The organism is Hymenobacter fastidiosus, from assembly GCF_039539565.1.
GTDB classification, from domain to species: domain Bacteria; phylum Bacteroidota; class Bacteroidia; order Cytophagales; family Hymenobacteraceae; genus Hymenobacter; species Hymenobacter fastidiosus.
In genome coordinates this window covers 57,087-76,407 of the sequence record NZ_BAABDJ010000036.1, presented here as the reverse complement: position 1 = coordinate 76,407, position 19,321 = coordinate 57,087, and the positions used below count along the sequence as shown (strand labels likewise).

The window sequence follows — 19,321 nt, the reverse complement described above, 5'->3', positions numbered from 1 at the left end:
GACGACGGTTCCCGCAGAGGTACGCGGGTGGTTTCGCGCAGGTCCGCAGAGGGCTAACGACAACCTGATGCCAGGGAATACAGTTGTTAGATAGAATCAATATCTCTTTAAGATGCGAATTGCCGGCGCTGCCCTCAACCAGATTCCCTTCGATTGGCAACATAACCTGCGCACCATCCGCGAGGCTATTGAGCAGGCCAAAGCCGCGGGCGTGGAGCTGCTGTGTTTGCCGGAGCTGTGTTTGACGGGCTACGGCTGCGAGGATCTGTTTCTGAGTGACTGGCTCCCGGAGTCGGCGCTGGCCCATTTGCAGCAGATCCGGCCCTGGACCCAAGGCATTCTGGTGTGCGTGGGGCTGCCCATCCGTTTGAACCACCGCACCTACAACACGGCCGCCGTGCTGCGCGACGGCGAAATCCTGGGCTTCGCGGCCAAGCAGTTTCTGGCCAACGACGGCGTGCATTACGAGCCGCGCTGGTTTACGCCGTGGCGGGCCGGCGAAACCGGCACCGTAGTCTGGGAAGGGCAGCAGTGGGCCATCGGCGACCTGGTGTTCGAACATAAGGGCGTGCGGTTCGGCTTCGAAATCTGCGAGGATGCCTGGCGGCCCGACAACGAGCGGCCTGCCTGCCGCCTCATGGGCCGCGTGGACCTGATCGTGAATCCGTCGGCCAGCCACTTTGCGATGAGCAAAACCGACGTGCGCTACAAGCTGGTGCTGAATGCGTCGCGCAACTTCCGCTGCACCTACCTCTACGCCAACCTGCTCGGCAACGAAGCCGGCCGCATGATCTACGACGGCGAAATTCTGGTGGCCCGCAACGGCCACCTGCTGCACCGCAACCAGCTGCTCAGCTTCAAGGAAGTGGATATGGAGCACGTGGACGTGGACTTCACTACCGATCTGCCGCTGGCTGAAACCATCGTGCCGCTGTCCGAGCCCGACGAGTACCGCGAGCTGAATCAGGCGCTGAGCCTGGCCCTGTTCGACTACCTGCGTAAGGCCCGCAGCAAAGGCTTCGTGCTGAGTTTGAGCGGTGGGGCCGACTCCTGCATGTGCGCCGTGGGCGTGGCCGAAATGGTGCGCCTGGGCGTGGAGGAACTGGGCGTGGAGGAGTTTAGGCGCCGCGTTGGAATTAGTAATGAAGAATTAGTAATTAATAATTCGGCCAACCACCACCAACCAAAAACTACCAACCAAAAACTAACGGAAAGGCTGCTCACCTGCGCTTACCAGGGCACCGTCAACTCCTCCGACGACACCTACAACTCGGCCAAAGAGCTGGCCGATTCCCTCGGGGCCGTGTTTTTCAACTGGGGCATCGATGCGGAGGTAACCGGCTACGTGGGCAAGATTGAGCACGCCCTGGGTCGGAAGCTGACCTGGGAAACCGACGACCTGGCGTTGCAGAACATTCAGGCCCGGGTGCGGGCTCCCGGCATCTGGATGCTGGCCAACGTGCTCAACGGCCTGCTGCTGACAACCTCCAACCGCTCGGAAGCTTCCGTGGGCTACTGCACCATGGACGGCGACACGGCCGGCAGCATCTCGCCCATTGCCGGCGTGGATAAGGACTTCGTGAAGAAGTGGCTGCGCTGGGCCGAAACTGAGCTGGGCTACCCCGGCCTGCGCCACGTGAATGCCCTGTGGCCCACCGCCGAGCTGCGCCCGCTGAAACATCAGCAGACCGACGAGCAGGACCTGATGCCCTACATTCTGCTTAACCGCATCGAGCGGCTGGCCTTCTACGACCGGCTCAGTCCGGCCCAGGTGCTGGCTGCGCTGGTGCAGGAAGAGAAAAGCTACGAACCGGAGCAGCTCAAAACCTACGTGAAGCGCTTCTACACGCTCTGGAGCCGCAACCAGTGGAAGCGCGAGCGGTATGCCCCCGCCTTCCACCTCGACGACTACAATGTGGACCCGCGCTCCTGGCTGCGCTTCCCGATTCTGAGCGGAGGCTTCGCCCAGGAGCTGGCTGAGTTGTAGTTACCGGGTAAGTTATGGTTGAGCTTCGGAAGAAGGGTGTTGCGGGTTTTTGTAAAGGCAATAGACTTGTTCCCGAATAAGCAATAATGAAAAAAGAACGTCATGCTTCATCTGGCGTCCGCGCAGCCGAAGCATCTCTACCGCATTAGTAATCAATGCTACAGCAACAAAGCGGTAGAGATGCTTCGACTGCGCGGACGCCAGATGAAGCATGACCGCTGAATTTGCGCTTTTCTGTGTTTAGGAACAAGTCTAATTGCTTGTAAGCCAACGGGCTGTAAGAAAGTTGGAAGGGCTGGCGCAAGTTTTACGCGCTAACGTGGCCTAAGCAGGTGTAGCTTCAGTATTCGCGGCCCGGGCCGGGAGCTGAACAGGTATCGTTTCTATCCTTCAGCTCTCGCTTCCCTGGTGTATACCCTCCCGCTGCCTATCGTTCATGGCTCCCTGCCTCCTGCGCCATGCATCGCTGCTTCGGCTGATGCCGAGCTGGTGGTACAATTGCAGCAGGGCAGCGAGGCTGCGTTTCGCACGCTGGTGGAACGATACCAGAATCGTATTTACCGCACGGTACTGGCCCTGCTACGGTCGCCGGAAGAGGCGGAAGACGTGGCGCAGGAAGTCTTTGTAGAAGTCCACCAAACTATTGGCCGGTTTCGGGGTGATGCCGCGCTAAGTACCTGGCTCTACCGGCTGGCCACTTCGCGGGCCCTGAAACATCGGCAGCGGGCCCGGACCCGGAAGCGCTTTGCCTATTTCACCAGCCTGCTGGGCTTCGACAACCAGGTGCTGCACGAGCCCCCTGACCATGCGCACCCGCAGGCGCGAATGGAAGGGCAGCAGCAGCTGGAGCTTTTACTCGCCCATATTGCCCGCTTGCCTGACCAGCAGCAGCTGGCTTTTACGCTGCGCCACGAGCAGGAACTGAGCTACGAGGAAATAGCTGCGGTGCTCAAAACCACCGTGCCGGCCGTAGAATCCCTGTTGTTTCGCGCCCGCAAAACTCTTCGTACCCATCTCACTCTTTCCCTGCGTCATGCCTGATTCCGCCCCTCGCCCGCCTGCCGATGAAGAATGGGAAAACCTGCTGCGGCAATGGCGGGCCCAGCAAAAAGCCCAGCCGCGCCCGTTTTTTTATAGTCGGGTCCGTGCCCGGCTCGTTGGTGAGGCACCGGTGGAGCGCCAACCGCTGCCCACCTGGCTGCGCTGGCCCAGCTATGCCTTCATGCTCGGTATAATACTGCTGCTTAGCGGCGACGGTGCGGTGCTGCGCTCAGCAGCGCCGGCCACCCCCTATCAACTCTATCCCGGCGGCCAGCAAGCATTGCTCCCCGCCCGCTGACTGGTCGCCGCCGTTACGCGCTGCTCCTGCCCAGTGCCCGAGCAGGAGGGCAGTTTGCCAAGCCGCAAGCCGAATGTCTGAGTACCTTTGAGTCCTTTCCATCTTTTCGTAACCATGTTACCTATGCTTGCTTTCATCACCTGGACTGCCGACCCCATCATCGCTCATATCGGGCCGCTGACGCTGCGCTGGTACGGGCTGCTGTTCATGTCGGGGTTCGTGATTGGCACCTTCGTGCTGTCGCACATCTACCGCTCGGAGCGGGTGTCGCCGCGCTGGGTCGATGTGATTACCATCTACATGCTCATCGGTACGGTGGTGGGGGCCCGGCTGGGGCACTGCCTGTTCTACGATCCGCAGTACTACCTGGCCCACCCGCTCGACATTCTCAAAATCTGGGAGGGCGGCCTGGCCAGCCACGGCGCGACCATCGGCATTCTGCTGGCCTGCTGGCTGTTTGCCCGCAACAATAAGTTCGACTACCTCTGGGTGCTCGACCGGATTGTGATTGTGGTGGCCATTGGCGGGGCCCTGATCCGGATGGGCAACCTGTTCAACTCCGAGATTATCGGCAAGGTAACCGACGTGCCGTGGGCCTTCAAATTTGCCCGCTACAACGAGATTCACCACGAGGTGACCAACATTCCCAACGAGCTGCGCCACCCCACCCAGCTCTACGAAGCGCTGTTCTGCGTTTTGCTGCTGGTCATTCTCTATTTCCTGTGGACCCGCACCAAGGAGCGCACCCCGCGCGGCCGGCTGTTCGGGCTGTTCGTCGTGCTGCTGTTCACCCAGCGTTTTCTGGGTGAATTCCTGAAGGAAGACCAGGGCGAGTGGGACCGGAAAATGCTGGCCCTGACCCACATGAACCTCGGTCAGCTGCTAAGCCTGCCGCTGATTCTGGTCGGACTGTGGGTGCTCTGGCAAGCCGGCAAAGACTCCGGCAACCCTTATGGCTACGCGCCCCGGGATCTGGACGAGGAGGTTCCGCAAAAAGGAACCGCCATCAAAGCCAAATAGAAAAAGTCCGCATACGTTTGTCATCCTTCATCTGGCGTCTGCCTGCGAAGGACCTTCCTCCGAGCTGATCAGAAGCCTGTTTCAATGCCCAAAGCCCTTTTCCGTTGCGTACGGGAAAGGGCTTTGGGCATTGAAACAGGCTTGGTAGAGGCGAAGAGGAAGGTCCTTCGTCACCGCTTTAAGCGCGGTATGCTCAGGATGACCGGCTGGTTTCCAGCGTAATGGCCGTTTGCTTTTACTCCGCCGGAATTTTATACTGGTACAAAAAGCCTTCCTCGGTGCTGATCATCAGCGTCTGGTCGTCCAGAAATACCACGCCTTCGGTCTGGCCCGCGCCTTTCAGCGATACCTGTCTGGGGGTGGCTTTCAGGGCTGAAGCCAGATCGGAGCCATCCAGCAGGAACAGCTCTTCGCGGCCCAGCAGCGCCAGGCGCCGGCCGTTGGGGCTGAGGCTGGCGTCGGTTACTTCGCCGGGAATGCTCAGGCTGGTCAGCAGGCGGGCGGTTTGCTCGCCGGGCTGATCGGGCAACGTGTACACTTTGCTGGTGCGCTGCTGGGCCCGGTCCTTGGTGAACAGGTAGAGCTTACCGGCGTGCCAGAGCGAGGCCTCACAGTCGAAGTTGCGCTCCTTCTTGCCCGGCGGAAACGCCCGCTGGTCGGCGTAGACGAACTTGATTTTGGTGGTTTCCGACGTGCCGGGGTTCAGGCGGTAGATGGCCAGGTCGCGGCGGGAGCTGTTGTTGTTGCCGGCGTCGGTGATGAAAAGCGTCCCCTTATCGTCCTGGGCCAGGCTTTCCCAGTCCACGTTGGTGAAGGGCAGCTGGGAGCGTTCGAGCAGGCGGCCGGTCATGTCCACTTTGTAGAGGATGGGCTCGTTGCCGGCGTCGGCGTGGGTGTAGAAGGTGCCGGCGGTGTTGGCACGGGCCAGCCCCGAGCTTTCCGACACGTTGTTCATCGTGCCCACTTTCTGCAGGCCGGGCACCAGCCCCCCGGCGTTGCCCGCTTCCGACTTATCCTTCTTCTTGCCTTTGGAGGCGTTGTCGTCGCTCTGGGCTTCGGAGCAGCTGCTGCCGCCGATAACGGTACTTATCAGGGTGACGAACACAAATAATCTGCGCATGGTAGGGTAAGCTGGTGCGAAAAAAAAGCTGCCCGGGCCCCGGGGCCCAGGCAGCGGTAGAAGAGCGTGTACGCAGAAAGCGCGGCTCAGGGTACCGGGTCGTAGCCGTGCCCGCCCCAGGGGTGGCAGCGCCCGATGCGCCGCAGGGCCAGCCAGCCTCCCCGCCAGGGCCCGTACTTGCGCAGGGCCTGGGCTGCGTAGGCTGAGCAGGTGGGCTGAAACCGGCAGCTGGGCGGCGTGAGCGGCGAAATCAGCTTCTGGTACAGCCAGATGAGCGCCAGGAATAGTTGCCGGAAGAGAAAAGACATGGGAAGAGTAAGCAAAAGGTCAGGTTAGCGTATCGAAGCTGCCGCTGGCGGAAGTCTTAAGCCGCCGCCGGTGGCGCGACTTCCAGCCGGAAGCACGCGGCAAGTCTCCGGACTTGCGCAATGGTGCCAGCAACAGTTGTTCAACAGCCGTCAGTCAGGAGACTGACCTCGTGCTGCGGCTGGAAGTCGCGCCGCCTAAGGCGGCTAAGACTTCCGCCAGTAGCGGCGCCAGTAGCGGTAAACAGCCGGCAAGTTGTAGATTTGATTTCGCAACGGCTTAACGGCAGTTTGCTCCCAATTTATTCTCTTACCAACAAATTCCCATGCTGAAAATCAACTGGCTTACCCTGGCGCTGCTGGCCGTGCTGCTGCTGCCCGGCGCCGCCCACGCCGATGAAGGAATGTGGCTGCCGCTCTACGTGAAGCGCCTCAACCACGCCGACATGCAGAAAAAAGGCCTTAAGCTGACGGCCGAAGAAATATATGACGTCAACAACGCCAGCCTCAAGGATGCCATCGTGCAGCTCGGCGGCTTCTGCACCGGCGAGTTCGTGAGCAACCGCGGGCTGATGCTGAGCAACCACCACTGCGGCTACGACGCGCTGCAAAGCCACAGTACGCCCGCGAAGAACATTCTGCAGGACGGCTTTTTCGCCGCGAACCCCGCTGAGGAAAAAACCAACCCCGGCCTGTTCGTCGACATTCTGGTGCGCATGGAAGACGTGGGCGCCAAGGTGCTCGACGGCGTGACGCCCCAGATGACCGAGCAGGAGCGCACCGCCCTGGTGCAGAAGCACCAGAAGGAGCTGGCGGACGCGGCCAAGGAAAACGGCCAGTACGTAGCCTACGTGCGCGATTTTTTCGCCGGCAACGAGTACTATCTGTTCGTGTACCAACGCTTCGGCGACGTGCGCCTGGTAGGCGCCCCGCCGGAAGCGGTGGGCAAGTTCGGCGGCGACACCGACAACTGGATGTGGCCCCGCCACACCGGCGACTTCTCCATGTTCCGGGTGTATGCCTCCAAAGACAATAAGCCCACTACCGGCCCGCTGACCGATAACGTACCTTACCAGCCCAAAAAGCACCTGTCGGTAAGCCTGCAGGGCGTGAGCGAGGGCGACTTCGCCATGGTGTTCGGCTTCCCCGGCCGCACCCAGCGCTTTTTGCCCGCCGCCGGCCTGCAGCTGACGCTGGACCAGAGCAACCCCGCCCGGGTGAAGCTGCGCGATACCCGCCTCAAGCTCTGGAAGGAAGACATGGACCAGAGCGCCGACATCCGCCTGAAGTACGCCTCCAAGTACGCCGGCATCGCCAACTACTGGAAGTATTACCTCGGGCAGAACGAGGGCATGAAGCGCCTGAAAACCGTGGAGGCCAAGCAGGCTGAAGAGGCTGCCCTGGCCCAGTGGATTGCCGCCGACCCGGCCCGCACCCAGCTCTACGGCGCCGCCCTGAACGACATCAACCGGAGCTACGCCGGCCTGCGCGAGTACAACCTGACCAGCGTGTACCTCAACGAAGCCGCCCTGGGCAACGAGTTGACCGCCTTCGCCGCCCGGATGCTGCCGCTCCACACGCTGCTGAAAGACCCCAAGGCTGACCCCGCCGCCGTGAAAAAAGCCACGGCCGACCTGCAGGGGCCTCTGGAAGATTTCTTCAAAGACTACAATGTGGCCACCGACCAGAAGGTGTACGCGGCCCTGATGCAGCTGTACTACAACGACGTACCGAAAGCCCAGCAGCCGGACGTGTTCCGCACCGTGGAAAAGCAGTACGGCGGCTCGATGAAGAAGTATGCCGACTACGTATTTGCCAACTCCTTCCTGACCTCGAAGAGCAAAGTGGAGGCCTTCCTGGCCAAGCCCACGCTGGCCCAGCTGGAAAAGGATCCGGCGTTTGCCACCCTCAACTCGGTCTACAGCAACTACACCCAGAACATCCTGCCCAAGCAGCAGGCCTTCCAGGCCCCGCTGGGCCGGGCCAACCGCGCCTACGTGGCGGCCCTGCGCGCCAAGAACACCGACAAAGTATACTCGCCCGACGCCAACTCCACGCTGCGGCTGAGCTACGGCACCGTGCGCGCCTACACCGGCCGCGACGCGGTGAAGTTTGACTACAAAACCACGGCCCGGGGTATTCTGGAAAAGGAAGACGCCACCAACCCCGAGTTTGCGGTGCCGACCAGGGAACTGGCCCTGCTCAAGGCCCAGGACTACGGCCGCTTCGCCGGCAAGGACGGCCAGCTGCCGGTAGCCTTCATTACCGATAACGACATCACCGGCGGCAACTCCGGCTCGCCCGTCATCAACGGCCGGGGCGAGCTGATCGGCATTGCCTTCGACGGTAACTGGGAAGCCATGACCGGCGACCTGGCCTACGACCCCAATCTGAAGCGCTGCATCAACGTGGACATCCGCTACGTGCTCTGGTGCATCGAGAAGCTCGGTGGCGCCAAGAGCCTGGTCGATGAGATGACCATCGTCAACAACGGCCCGAACCCCGGCGTGGGCCTGGGCGGCAGCAGTGCGGCTCTGCTCAATGGCATGAGCGACGTGGAGAAGATGAAAGTGAAAACCGAGGACGGCGGCAAAACCAAAGTCAAGAAGAAGAAGGAGAAGGAAGCCGTCGGCGCCGGGATGTAAGCCCGGGCGTTGACGACTCCGGCACTATGCCCCGGTATCGGAAGATGCCGGGGCATTTTTGCGGGACCGGGCAAACGCTGTCGCCTGGGGCTCCCGCTGCCTCACAACGGCTTTTGCGGTTCGTATTTATTCATGAGTTTGAGCAGTACGCCGTTGGTCCAGCCAAAGCCGTCTTGCAGGGGGTACTCGCCGCCGCCGGCTTTCAGATGGGGGTCGACGACGTTGTATTTCTCCATCAGCTTGCCGGTTTGCCGGAATACTTCGCGGTTAAGGCTAATCCAGCGGGTGCCGATGGTGCGGGCCAGGGTGGTGTGGTTGTAGCGCTCCAGGCCGTCGATGGCCATGTACTGCAGAGGCGCCCAGGCATTGGGCGCGTCCCATTGCTGGCCACTGCGGGTGCGGGTGGTGGTCAGGCCGCCGGGTTTGAGGAAGCTGGTTTTTAAGCCGGCGGCGACCAGCTTGGCCTGCGCCGGGGTGGCCAGGCCAAATTCGAGCGGGTACACGCCGGCCAGGGTCTGCCGCGGGGAGCGCTGCTGCCGCCGGAAGTTATAATCGACAAACCAGCCGGCTTTGGCATCCCAGCAGTAGGCCAGAATGGCTTTTTTACGGGCTTGAGCCTTGGCCAGAAAAGCGGTGGCCCGCGCCCCGTTGCCCTGCTGCCGGTAGCTTTTGGCAATGGTAGTTTCGAGGTTGTAAAGCAGGCAGTTTAAATCAACGGGCACCAAATCCGTGGTTTGAATGCTGCCCAGGTCGCCTTTGGGGCCAAACCAGCGGGTGCTGAAGTCCCAGCCCGAGGCGGCGGCGGCGCGCACGTTGCGGTAGAACCGGGCGGGCGGCTGCGGGCTGCGTTTAGCCGCTTCAACGTCCTCAACGTAGGATTCCTCGCGGGGCTGGTCGCTGTCGTCCCAGTAGCGGTTCAGCAGCTCGCCCCGCGGCAGGCGCACGGCGCGGTTTTTGGCGGTGCCGGGCTTCAGTGTTACGCCCCCGGCCATCCAGTAGGCGTATTCGCGCAGCAGCTGCTTCTGGTAGCGGGGCAGCGTTTTCAGGCCGCCTTCCTGCCGGGCCAGCAGGCTCACCATCAGGGAGAAAAACGGGGGCTGTGAGCGGGTGAGGTAGTAGGTGCGGTTGCCGTTGGGGATGAAGCCGTAGGTATCGAGCAGGTAGGCGAAGTTGTCGACCATGTCGCGGATGACGGGCGTGCGGTGGCTTTCGGCCAGCCCGAGCATAGTGAAATACGAATCCCAGTAGTAGACCTCGCGGAAGCGCCCGCCCGGCACGAGGTAGGGCCGCGGCAGCGGCAGCAGCGACGAGCCCACTTGCTGTTTGGCGTCGGGCTGGCGCTGGAGCACGGTCCAGAGCGTGTCGAGGTGGGCGCGCAGGCCGGCCGCTACCCGGCTTTGGTACTGGCCGCCGGCCGCGGCGGGGGGCGTGAAGTGGGCCGCCACGAAGGTTTTTAGGTCGAACCCCGGCCCGGCTTTCTGCTGGTTGTAGGCGCGCAGCACGTCGGCCGGGGGCTGTTTGGCCACGGCATCGACGAAGGTTTTATTGTCGGGGTACACGCGGCCCAGCTGCACCGCCTCGAACAGCCCGGGATACAGTTGCCGGGGCGAGGGCGGCAGCGTTTGGGCAAAGGCGAGGCTCGTGGTGGCGAGCAGCAACGCGAGGAATAGCTTGCGCATGAGGTGGGGTTTTGCGGGAATAATGTCGTGCCGGGCGCAGCCGGGGCATCTCGCTCGCTTCGTTCAACGATTGAGGTACTGCCACCCGCGAGATGCCTCGGCTGCGCTCGGCTTGACGGGCTTTTTGCTCACTAAAACACCATTATCTACTCACGGAGTAGGTTTTGCGCTGCGGGCCCACGCCCGTAATCTTTACCGACTGCCAGCCCGTGGGCAACGTGGTTTTGCTTTGGGTGATGCCCGTGGGCGTGATGTTCAGCCCGCCGAAGCCCATGAGCACGGCTTGCAGCACCCCGCCGGCACCGGTGGCGAAGTAGGGATTGGTGCCGCCCTTGGTTTCGGCGATGACGCGGAAGGGCGGCAGCAGGTTGGGCTCGTAGGCATCCTTAAACCAGAGTTTGGCTTTGTCGGCGTTGCCGAGGCGGGCGTAGAGCAGCGCGAAGATGGCCTGGGTCATGGCCGGGGTGCCTTCGGTGGGCACGCGGGTTTCGTAGTATTCCAGGTCTTTGCGGATTTGGGCGGGGTCGGTGATGGTTTTCAGCGGGTAGGCCAGCAGGTTCACGTCGCCCTGCTTGATGCCCTCGCCCTTATAGGTGGCGTGTTCCCGGGTCACGCCGTCGGCCATTTTGAGGATGGGAATGTTCTGGGCCACCAGCACCCAGTCGGGGTTGGCGGGCAGGCCGAGGAGCTTGGCGGCGGCGGCGGCATTGCGCAGGTTCACCTGGGCGGCGGCGTTGGTGAAGGCGTTGTTGTCCACGTTTTCGGCCCACTCGTCGGCCGCCACCACGTTTTTGATGTCGTAGCGGCCGGGGCCGTTGCGCTCCACCCGGCTGGCCCAGAAATCAGCGGTGGCCGACAAAATGGGCCAGCCTTTCTCGCGCAGCCAGGTCTTGTCCTGGGTCACGCAGTAGTACTGCCAGGCGGCCAGCGCCACGTCGGCGGTAATGTGGTGCTCAAACGGGCCGCTCAGGGCCCAGACGGGCGTTTCCTCCACGCCGGTGTCGGCGCTTTCCCAGGGGAACATGGCGCCCTGGTAGCCGTGGGCGAAGGCGTTGCGCCGGGCCGGCTCCAGCCGCCGGAAGCGGTACTCCACCATCGACCTGGCGATTTCGGGGTGCAGCACGGCCAGGGCCGGGAACATCCACAAATCGGTGTCCCAGAACACGTGGCCATTGTAGCCCAGCCCCGAAAGGCCCATCGGCGAGGGCGAGTAGTCGGTGCCGGCCCGCGAGAAGCTGTAGAGGTGGTACATCATGCTGTGCACGTCCTGCTGGGCCTGCGGGTCCCCGGCAATCTGAATGTCGCTCTGCCACAGCTCGTCCCAGGCCTTGGCGTGGAAGGCCAGCAGGCGCTCCTTGCCTTCGAGGCGGGCGAAGATGGTCAGGCGCTCGGCCTCGTTGAGCGGGTCGGCGTGGTGGGCCGAGGTGATGGACGAGCCTGCCACGGCGTAGCTGTACGACTGCCCGGCCTTCAGCGCCTTGCTGAACTTCATCAGGTGCTGGTTGCTGTCCCACATTTCGTGGATGACGCGCGGCTCCTGCCCGTGCGGCTCCCCGAACAGAAAGCTGTTGGAGGCGCACAGCTGCAGCTTGCCGGTCGAACTCTTCGCCGACGACGTGAGCAGGCTGAGCGCGACGTGGGGCCGGTCGATTTCGTTGTAGTAGTTCTGCACCTCGCGCAGGGCATCCGGGGCGTCCATGACGCTGGCGGCAATGAGGGCCACGTCCTTTTTGGCCGTTATGGATACGTCGAGCAGCACCGTGAACGGCAGGTGCCGCAGCGCGTAGTGGGTGTAGCGGATGGTGGCCTTGTCGGCGTAGTCGAAGGTGGTGGTGAGGGCGGCGTGGCGCAGGTCCAATTCCTGGCGGAAGTTGGTCACGTCCTTGCCCGAGAGCCGGCGGCCGTCCACTTCCAGGTACATGTTCAGCAGGTTGAAGCTATTGAGAAAGTTGCTCACCCGGCCCCGGCCGTACTGGTCGTAGGCCCCGGCCAGCACCACGCTCTTCACCTGAAACGGCTCTGGCGACGATACAATGCCGAGCATGCCGTTGGCCACCGTCACGCCGTAGTAGTTGCGCGGGTCTACCGGGTCGGCGGCGATGCGCCAGGGGTCGGGGGCCTGGGCCTCGGCCGGCCGGGGAGCAGCAAGGAGCAGCAGCGCCAGGGCGGATAAGAGCAGATGTAGTTTTTTGCTGTGCGCGGGCATGGGGAGAATTTAGGTAGGCGTAGGACGAGCTGAATGGAGGGCAGTAAAGGCTGGCCGGTAAAGGCCGGACGAGTTGTTTTCCGCACTTAGCGCAGCGGCAGCACCAGCGCCTGCCAGGGCTGCAGCGCCGGCGTGGCGGCTGGACTAAAGGTAGGATAGTTATTGAGCCAGGGCGCACCGCCCAGCGCCAGGCCGGCGGGCAGCGCCCAGGCGCGCTTTTCGGAAGTGAAATTGAGCACCACGAGCACTTTCTCCGGCCCCTGCGTGCGGGTGTAGGCGTAGATGGGCGGATTGGCCGCGTCGAGCAGCTGGTAGGCCCCGTACACCAGCACTTTGTGCTGCCGGCGCAGGGCCGTGGCCTTGCGGAAATAGTTGAGGACGGAGTTGGGGGCCTCTTCCTCGGCGGCGGCGTTGATGGTGGGGTAGTTAGGGTTAACCGTCAGCCAGGGTTTGCCGGTGCTGAAGCCGGCATTGGCGGTGGCATCCCACTGAAACGGTGTGCGGCCGTTGTCGCGGCCGGTGAGCTTCTGGGCTTCTACAAACCGGGTGAGGTTGCCCCCTTCGGCCTTTATTTGCTGGTAGCAAAAGCAATATCCACGCAAACAGGCCGCTGGCCGCTGCCGACGGGCAGCAACCAACGGCCTGCTCCTGCGCTACCGGAGAGTGGCCCGGGCTTAGTAGCCGGGGTTCTGGGTGATGTTGCGGTTCACGTCCACCTGCGTTTGCGGAATGGGGTAAATCAGCCGCGTCGGAGCGCTGGCGGGCTTGTCTTTGCGGGCCGGCAGAAACTTGCCGAACCGGATCAGGTCCTGCCGCCGCCACGATTCGCCGTACAGCTCCCGGCCCCGCTCGTTGCTGAGCTCGTCGAGGGTGAGCGCGGCCAGGGCGCTGGCCCCGCGCGAGGGGTGGGTACGCAGCGTGTTGACGAGGGCCAGCGGCGTGGCCCCGAAGGTGCCGGCGCTGGTGGCCGTGCCGCCCCGCAGAATGGCTTCGGCCTTCATCAGCAGCACGTCGGCCAGCCGGAAGCTCACGTGGTCGTTTTCGGCACCGTTGCCGCCTTTGCCTTCGCTCACGTAGTCGACGGGGTATTTCAGCGGGCGGATGCCCTTGGCTTCGAGGTCGGCGCCGGTTTCAAACAGATTGATGTCCTTGGTGAAGATCAGCGGTGTGCCGGCCCGCCGCGTTTCGAGCGGGGCATCGGTCAGCAGATTGTACTGCTGGCCAATGAGGAAGCCCACGTTGATGCGCCGGCCCGGGTTAGCGGGGCCGCCGCTGACATCGTAGGCCACGCCCCGGCGCTTGTCGGTCGCCTCAAACAGGTCGTAGAACTCGGCCGTCGTCGCCGGGCCATTGTAGCCGTCCACGGGCACCATTTTGTAGTGCGACACAAACTTCCAGAAGTCGCGCGTAGGGCCGCTGTTGCCGAACGTATTTTCCTGGGTGAAGATGTTCTCCCGGCCAATGGCGCCGTTGTTGGGCGCGAAGTTGTCGAAGAAGTTGGGCGTGAATGAGTACTTGTTGCTGGTGATGATCTGGTCGGCCAGTGCCACCACCTGATTCATGTCGGCGGCGGCAAACGTCGGGGCCTGGCGGTTGGCGTACACGCCCTTGTTGAGGTAGCACTTCATCAGCAGCACCCGGGCGGCATCCTTGGTGGCGCGGCTAACGGGGGCATCGGGCAGGCTGGCCTGAATAGCCGTGATTTCACTGACGATGTAGTTGAGCGCTTCGCTGCCCTTGCGGATGCGGGCCAGCTCGCTCAGCTTCTCGCCCGGCTCCCGGTAAAGCACCTGGTCGTAGAGGTCGAGCACCAGGAACATGGCCCAGGCCCGCAGGAACCGGGCCTCGGCCTGCTGCTGCGTGGTAGGATTGAAGCGCAGCAGGTCGGTAGCGGCGAAGATGATGCCGTTGAGCTGGGTGTAGGTTTCGCGCACCCGCTCGTTGTTGGGGTCCCAGGTGTGGTTGAACAGCTGCCGCCACTTGCCGTTGTCGTCCCAGTCGGGGCCGCGGGTGGGCATGATGCGGGCATCGGTGGAGACCTCCTCGAGGGCAAACACGCTCACGCAGCCCTGGATGGGGTCCCGTTGCGCGTTGTAGACGCCCGTGAGCAAGGCCGCCGGGTCGCCGCGCGGAATCTGGCCCTCCGTGAGCTGGCCTTCCAGAACCTCGTTGACTTCGCAGCTACTAACCACCTGTAGCAACGTCAGCACGGCGGCCGTACAGACAATTTTAGGGTATTTCATGGTGGGAATAAATTAGGAGTTACAGGGAGAAATTGACGCCGAACGTGAAGGTGCGGGCGCTGGGGTAGGGCAGGTAGTCAATCCCGACGGAAGGAACCTGGTTGGCCCCGCGCTTCACGGTGTTGATTTCCGGGTCGAACCCGTCGTAGTCGGTAAACACAAACAGGTTCTGTCCCGTGGCGTATATCCGGGCCCCCTTAATGAAGCTGCTCACGTCGCCGAAGCTGTAGGACAGCGTGACGTTGGACAGCTTCAGGAAGTCGCCCTTTTCCAGGTAGCGGGTCGAGGCCGCCGACGGGTTGCCGGTGGCTTCCTTAATGGGGTTTTCGAAAGTGGAGAGGGCAATATTTTTGCCGGCCCCGATCTGACCCACGTTGCCCACGGCGTTGAGCGTGTTGTTGTAAACGTACTGGCCGAACACGCCGGTCATGTTGGCAATGAGGGCGAGCTTGCCGTAGCGGGCATTAGCGCTCAACCCCAGTAGTGTGCGGGGGTTGGGGCTGCCCGCGTACCCGAGGGCGCCAAATTCGTTGGATAGGCCATTGTCGTTCAGGCCATTGTACTGGGGCAGGTAGAAGGCGTTGATGGGCAGTCCGTTGCGAATGCTTTGCGACAACGCCCCGGACAGGCCCTGCCCGTTGATGGCCCCGGTCGGAATGGGTGCCCCAATCAGGTCCGATACTTCGTTGCGAATGAAGGTGGCGTTGACGTTCAGGCCCACTTCCACTTGCTCGCTACGCACCAGCGCCGTAGTCACGGCCAGCTCCACGCCTTTGTTTATGATCTTGCCGTCGAGATTTTCCCACTGAATGGCCGCGTTGGAGGGCCGGGGCTCCCCGGGAGTGGTGGGAAACAGCAGGTCAGTGGTGCTTTTGTAAAAGTAGTCCGCCGTGAAGGTGAGGCGGCTGTCGAAGGCCCCGATATCAATGCCGGCATTGAACTGCGCGTCCGACTGCCACTTCAAATCGTCGTTCCCGACGTTGAGCGGCGACTGGGCCTGGCCGTTGTTGTCGAAGGTGTAGCGCGACTGGGCCGAGCCGGCGGGAAACTCCTGGTTGCCCGTGCGTCCGTAGCCGGCCCGCAACTTAAGCTGGCTGAGCTTCTCGGCCGGGAAGAAGTCCTCCTGGCCCAGGTCCCAGGCCACGGCAAAGGAGGGAAAGTAGCCCACCCGGTTGTTGGGGCCGAACTTGCTGCTCTCGTCGCGGCGCAGCGTGCCGGTCAGCACGTAGCGGTCCTTGTAGTTGAGGATGGCGCGGCCAAAAATCGACTGCAGCTCCGACGACGGGTCGATGAAGGACGACACCTGGCGGTTGCCGGCCGCCGAATACTGAATGTAGTTGGTGTAATCGAGGCCGAAGACCCCGAAGCCGCCCCCGGCGGGGTTGCCAAACGCATTCACGTTGGAGCCCGAATTGGCGAACTTCGTGTACTCGTACCCCAGCAACGCGTTCAGGTTCAGGTCGCCGGCAATGGCCTTGTTGAAGTTAAGCGTCTGGGCGATTTGCTGCGTGGTCAGCTCGTTGTCGCTGATGCTGGCAAAGCCCTTGTCAATCAGATCGGGGAAGTTGATGAGGCGCTGGTCGATGGAGGTGCGCCGCTGGCCGGTGTTGTAGTTCACGCTCAGCAAGGCCCGGTACTCCAGCCAGTCGGTAAACTTGTAGTAAGGTGAGGCATTGGCCAAAATGGTGGTTACCCGGGAGTTGTCGTTATAATACTCCTGGGCGGCCACGGGGTTCACCACGTCGCCGGCCTGCACGAACAGCGTACCGTTGGGGTTGCGCAGCGACTGCGTGGGATTCCATTGCAGGGCCTGCCCAATCAGGCTGCCGCGGAAGCCGGCATCGGTCGTAATCGGGGCCAGCTGCTCCCGGAACTGGCTGGTAGTCAGGTTGATGTCGAGGCCCAGTTTTTTGCTTTCCAGAAACTGAAAGTTCGTCGAGAGGTTGGCGCTGTATTTCTTAAAGCCCGTTTTGCGTACGATGCCATCCTGGTCGAGGTAGCCGAGCGAGAGGCGGTAGCGGCCGGTTTCGCCGCCGCCGCTCATGGCCACGTTGTAGTTCTGCAGGCGGGCGGTGCGCAGAATTTCGTCCAGCGCGTCCACGTCGCCCCCTTTGTCGCCGCCGGTTACGCCGTAGTAAGTCAAGGCCTCCCGGTACTGGCTGGCGTCGAGGAACTCAGGCCGGCGCAACAGGGTCGAGAAGCCGGTAGAAACCCCCACGTTGAGGACCGGGGCCCCCGTTTTGCCTTTCTTGGTGGTGATAAGCACCACCCCGTAGGCAGCCCGCGAGCCATAAATGGCCGTGGCCGAGGCGTCTTTGAGCACCGTCACCGACTCCACGTCGTCGGGGTTGAGGAAGTTGAGTGGGTTGCTGTCGGCACCGGCCCCAATGTCGTTCGAAGCCACCAGGCCCGGGCGGGCCGAGCGGCCGTCGAGCGGTACGCCGTCTACCACGTAGAGCGGCTGGCCCGAGCCCGTCACGGCGGAGTTGCCGCGGATGCGCACGGTAGCCGGCCCACCGGGCTGGCCGCTGTTGTTGCCCACCTGTACTCCCGACGTGCGGCCCTGAATCAGCTGCTCGGGCGAGGTGAAGGTGCCCCGGTTGAAGTCCTTTTCCCCAATAACCGCCACCGCCCCGGTCACGTCCTGCTTGCGGGCCGTGCCGTAGCCTACCACCACCACCTCGTCCAGGCCCTGGGCGTTGGTTTTCATTGTTACCTGCACCGAGGTTTTGCCCGTGATATCGACTTGCTGCATGGCGTAGCCCACGAATGAGAAAGACAGCGTAGTGGCCGTGGCGGGCACGTCCAGCTGGAAGCTACCGTCGGCCCCGGTGCTGGTGCCATTGCTGGTGCCCGGCACCAGTACCGTTACGCCGGGCAGGCCGCCCACGGCGGGGTCGCTCACCTTGCCGGTAATGGTCCGGTTCTGCGCCTGGCTGAGCAGCGGAATAAAAATAGCCAGCAGGGCGAAAGCCAGCATTCTAAACACCGCCGCGGGTCCGAATCGACCAGCCGGGACCCCGGCTGCGTGATTGTGCGTTGGGTACCAGTTGTTTCTCATGAGTGAAAATGGTGAATGGTGGGAATTATAGCGGCCTTCAGCCGAACGGGGATTACTGCAATCGATTTCGGGGCGGCCGGCCCCGCTACTCGCTTTATGCACTGGTGTTGGTTGTTGAAGCGGAGAAAGTGAGTTGGGAAAGCGCTGACTGGCTACGGCGCAATGGGTTGGTTCAGGTTGGTCAGGCGCAACGCGGTGACTTGCGCCGTTCCGCCTTCAGCCGCCAGGGTGATGCGGCCGGCGTGCTGCCGGGGAAAAACCAGGTCGGTGAGCGTCACTTCGCCGTCCTGGGCGAATACTTCCACTACTGACTTGTCTACCAGTAGCCGCAGCTTCAGCAGCCCGTTTTGCAGGGGCACGCGCGCCGTTTCCAGGCTGCTGGCAAACAGGGGGTGGAAGCCCACGTTGCCCGACTGCGTGCGGTCCAGCGTCAGCTCCTGCCGGGCCACGTCGTAGCGCAGCGTGGTGCGCTCGGCCTCGCTTTGCAGCACGTGCAGGCTGAGGATTTTGGCCGTGCCGGGCTTCAGGGTCAACTCCAGGTCGTAGGCCTCGCCCCGGAACGGCAGCTCGTAGCCCGCCGGGCCGGGTTTTAGCGCCAGGGTTTTCAGGTTCACGGCTGCCTTGCCCAGCTTGCGCAGCTCGGGCACGGGCCGCTGCACCAGCGCCAGGCCCTGGGCCGTGCGGCGCAGGCTCAGCTCGCGGGGCACGGCGAAGTTGCCGCGCCACTGGGTGCCGGTGGGCACGTCGCGGGCGTAGGCCCAGTCGTTGGTCCAGCCTATCAGGACGCGCCGGTTGTCGGGCGCGTCGTTGAAGGTGACCCCGGCGAAAAAGTCTTTGCCGAAATCGAGGTAGCTGGCCTCGTCGTAGGGCTGGTCGGGGGTGAAGGACTGGCCGTCAAAACTGCCCAGGAAGTACTGCTGGCCCCGGAACTGCTCGGTGGGGTTGCCGGCCGAAATCAGCAGCACCCACCTGGTGCCGCCGCCGGGTACGGGCAGCTCAAACAGGTCGGGGCATTCCCACTCGCGCACGGTATTGCCGGCCCGGCCCCAGCGGCTGAGGAAGGTCCAGGCTTTCAGGTTTTTCGATTCGTAGAGGTAGATTTGCTGGCGGTCGGCCTTCACGGTGGCCATCACCCACTTCTGCTGGGGGGCGTACCAGAATACCTTGGGGTCGCGGAACTCCTTGCTGTCGATGTCGAGCACGGGGTTCTGGGCGTAGCGCTGCCAGGTGAGGCCGTGGTCGAGGCTGAAGGCCAGGTTCTGGTGCTGGCGCAGCACCACGCCGGGCCGCTCCACGTGGCCGGTATAGAAGGCCACGAGGCCGTCGTTCTGGCCGGCCGGAAACAGGCCGGACGTGTTGTCCTTATCCACCACGGCGCTGCCCGAAAAAATCATGGTGTTGCTGCCGTCCGGGTTCTGGTACTCGGTGAGGGCCACGGGCTGGGGCGTCCAGCGCAACAGGTCGGAGCTGGTGGCGTGGCCCCAGCTCAGGTGGCCGGGGTCGGCGCTGAACGGGTTGTACTGGTAAAAAAGCTGATACTGCCCGTTGGTGTACACCAGGCCGTTGGCGTCGTTAATCCAGTTTTTGGGCGCCGTGAAGTGGTACACCGGCCGGTAGGGGTCGGGGGCTTGCGCGGCGCCCTGAAAAGTGGCCAGCAGGGTGAAAGCGGAAAGTAAAGCGAGTTTCATGCGAGGAAAAAGCGACGGTAGAAAGGGA

At 62.9% G+C, this 19,321-nt stretch carries 13 protein-coding genes; 5 read left to right on the top strand and 8 right to left on the bottom strand.

The window, feature by feature from the left end:
• Positions 1–112 precede the first annotated feature (112 nt).
• The 4 genes from nadE to lgt all read left to right on the top strand — a co-directional run bounded on the left by nadE (position 113) and on the right by lgt (position 4,346).
• Entirely contained in the window at positions 113–1,987 is a 1,875-nt protein-coding gene (gene nadE, locus ABD833_RS15840) for an NAD(+) synthase (protein WP_345074286.1), read from the top strand.
• A gap of 408 nt (positions 1,988–2,395) precedes the next feature.
• Entirely contained in the window at positions 2,396–3,028 is a 633-nt protein-coding gene (locus tag ABD833_RS15835; RefSeq protein ID WP_345074285.1) for an RNA polymerase sigma factor, read from the top strand.
• The gene (locus ABD833_RS15830) at positions 3,021–3,326 is read left to right on the top strand and encodes a hypothetical protein (RefSeq protein ID WP_345074284.1); all 306 of its coding nucleotides are present in this window, start codon (positions 3,021–3,023) and stop codon (positions 3,324–3,326) included. The genes ABD833_RS15835 and ABD833_RS15830 overlap by 8 nt, the downstream gene beginning before the upstream one ends.
• A 123-nt stretch (positions 3,327–3,449) precedes the next feature.
• Positions 3,450–4,346 (top strand): prolipoprotein diacylglyceryl transferase, encoded by an 897-nt coding sequence (gene lgt, locus ABD833_RS15825; protein WP_345074283.1) that lies wholly within the window; start codon positions 3,450–3,452, stop codon positions 4,344–4,346.
• Between the two features lie 235 nt (positions 4,347–4,581).
• Here lgt and ABD833_RS15820 read toward each other — a convergent pair whose 3' ends face one another.
• Positions 4,582–5,466 carry a hypothetical protein gene (locus ABD833_RS15820; RefSeq protein WP_345074282.1) on the bottom strand — a complete coding sequence of 295 codons (885 nt, stop codon included), beginning with the start codon at positions 5,464–5,466 and terminating at the stop codon, positions 4,582–4,584.
• Between the two features lie 86 nt (positions 5,467–5,552).
• Positions 5,553–5,774, bottom strand: coding sequence for a membrane protein insertion efficiency factor YidD (yidD, locus tag ABD833_RS15815; protein WP_345074281.1), 222 nt, complete (start codon positions 5,772–5,774; stop codon positions 5,553–5,555).
• 323 nt (positions 5,775–6,097) lie between these two features.
• Between yidD and ABD833_RS15810 the strand changes: the two genes are divergently transcribed.
• Complete coding sequence (locus ABD833_RS15810) at positions 6,098–8,416, top strand: S46 family peptidase (protein WP_345074280.1); 2,319 nt, start codon at positions 6,098–6,100, stop codon at positions 8,414–8,416.
• A gap of 101 nt (positions 8,417–8,517) precedes the next feature.
• Here ABD833_RS15810 and treF read toward each other — a convergent pair whose 3' ends face one another.
• The 6 genes from treF to ABD833_RS15780 form a co-directional block, all read right to left on the bottom strand.
• Complete coding sequence (gene treF, locus ABD833_RS15805; RefSeq protein WP_345074278.1) at positions 8,518–10,095, bottom strand: alpha,alpha-trehalase TreF; 1,578 nt, start codon at positions 10,093–10,095, stop codon at positions 8,518–8,520.
• Positions 10,096–10,237: 142 nt separating this feature from the next.
• Entirely contained in the window at positions 10,238–12,301 is a 2,064-nt protein-coding gene (locus ABD833_RS15800; protein ID WP_345074276.1) for a kojibiose hydrolase, read from the bottom strand.
• A gap of 86 nt (positions 12,302–12,387) precedes the next feature.
• A complete protein-coding gene (locus ABD833_RS15795; RefSeq protein WP_345074275.1) occupies positions 12,388–12,903 on the bottom strand; it encodes an alpha-amylase family glycosyl hydrolase in 516 nt (171 codons plus the stop codon).
• A 72-nt stretch (positions 12,904–12,975) separates the two neighbouring features.
• Positions 12,976–14,544: a RagB/SusD family nutrient uptake outer membrane protein gene (locus ABD833_RS15790; RefSeq protein ID WP_345074273.1), complete on the bottom strand. Its 1,569-nt coding sequence runs from the start codon at positions 14,542–14,544 to the stop codon at positions 12,976–12,978.
• A gap of 19 nt (positions 14,545–14,563) precedes the next feature.
• Positions 14,564–17,524, bottom strand: a complete 2,961-nt coding sequence (locus ABD833_RS15785) for a SusC/RagA family TonB-linked outer membrane protein (RefSeq protein ID WP_345074271.1) — start codon at positions 17,522–17,524, stop codon at positions 14,564–14,566.
• Between the two features lie 233 nt (positions 17,525–17,757).
• Positions 17,758–19,293, bottom strand: a complete 1,536-nt coding sequence (locus tag ABD833_RS15780) for a glycoside hydrolase family 32 protein (protein ID WP_345074269.1) — start codon at positions 19,291–19,293, stop codon at positions 17,758–17,760.
• Between the last annotated feature and the right edge of the window lie 28 nt (positions 19,294–19,321).